The organism is Bifidobacterium leontopitheci, assembly GCF_009193355.1.
GTDB lineage: Bacteria > Actinomycetota > Actinomycetes > Actinomycetales > Bifidobacteriaceae > Bifidobacterium > Bifidobacterium leontopitheci.
Map to the genome: position 1 here is coordinate 1 of NZ_WBVT01000077.1, position 1575 is coordinate 1575.

1 protein-coding gene is annotated in these 1575 nt (G+C 58.0%); it reads left to right on the forward strand.

The features are described from left to right. Window positions 1–460 precede the first annotated feature (460 nt). A complete protein-coding gene (locus F7D09_RS10975) occupies window positions 461–1252 on the forward strand; it encodes an aminoglycoside 3'-phosphotransferase (protein WP_152235521.1) in 792 nt (263 codons plus the stop codon). The last annotated feature ends 323 nt before the right edge of the window (window positions 1253–1575 follow it).

The following is a 1575-nucleotide window of genomic DNA, read 5'->3' on the forward strand; positions in this document are numbered from 1 at the left end:
ACCCCATCGGCGTTCAACCCCCTCGGGCACCCACCACCAAACCGGCGGGCCGCCAATGGACTGGCAATCAAAAAAGCTTGTAAAAAAGCAGTACAAACACGCTCTTGAGTTCTCAAACCACCACCACACGCCAAGCCGGCCCCGGAAAACCCCACCAGGAGGAACCCCGACCGCTCAGCGGCAGCGAATGAATAACTTACACCAACCCCCACCACAACGCAAACCAGGGCACACCCCACACCCCCAAAACCACTGCAAACACTAACAACCACCGGCGTGTCGCAAAACCGGAAAAACACCCCCACAACACCCCACAACCCCCAACACCAGCCACCACACCACCAAACAACAACCCCAAACGGCGTGTCGCACAACCCCGGCCGCTGTCCGAAACCATATCCGTATACCGTGATAGGCGGTATCCATCATCGAATATCCCAAATATCCCAAGAAGGCAGCCATGCGACGCACTCCCATCGATCCCGCGACATTGCCGCTCCCGGCAGCAGTCAGACCGTATATCGCCGACAGCGGCCTGTTCGACAGCAGTTCGTCGCCCGAAGCGCGGGTGTACTACTCGGCAAAGAACGGCGGCTATTTCATCAAAACCGCAGCGGCCGGTACACTACGGCACGAGGCCCGACTCACCGCATACTTCCACGACAAGAAGCTCGCTGCTCCGGTGCTGCACTACGGCACTGACGACAATGGGCACGACTGGCTGGTGACCGCACGCATTCCTGGCGAAGACTGCACCGCGCCACGCTACCTGCGCGAGCCGGAACGACTGGCCGTGCTTCTGGCGCACCGGCTGCGGGCATTGCATGAGCTGAACTTCATGGGTTGTCCCGATCGTGGCCGGCTCGGCGACTATCTTGCGACAGCGCAGCGCAATCATGACGTCGGTCATTGGGATACGTCGTTCTACACCGAGATCTACGGGGACACGACAGTTGACGCAATCTATGCGATCGTGCGCGACCATGGGACGGCCTTGCAGGCGAATGCATTGATTCATGGGGATTATTGCCTGCCGAACGTAATCCTGGACGATTGGCGGTTCAGTGGTTTCGTGGATTTGGATTGCGCGGGCGTGAGCGACCGGCATGTGGATGTGTACTGGGCATTGTGGACGCTGCGATTCAACCTGCACACGGACGCCTACCGTGGACTGTTCGTTGACGCATATGGACGTGACCTCATCGATGAAGACCGACTGCGTACGGTTGCCGCGATTGAAGTATTCGGATGACCAGTTACGCTTGCATCCGATAACGGATATTATGTCGGCAACAATGCCGACGAACGGTTCCTGCGATTCAGGACCATGCAGCTGTGCAGTGTGAAGCCAGAACGCACAAAAAGACCCGCTTGCGCGACACTTTGGAACAATCCTAAGGAAGGTTTGTGCGACCCGAGTACTTGGGTTGTTTGTGCATGTTTGTGGTGTTCTGGGTTTGGATATGGTTGAGGCCTTCCGGGAGCTTTGCTCGACCGGAAGGCCTCAATCCAACGGTGAATGCGGCGGCGTGCTACTCTCCCACACCCTCACAAGTGCAGTACCATCGCCGTGCC

Coding starts and splice junctions, on each gene's coding strand:
- F7D09_RS10975 (WP_152235521.1), top strand. CDS start 461: ATGCGACGCACTCCCATCGATCCCGCGACATTGCCGCTCCCGGCAGCA.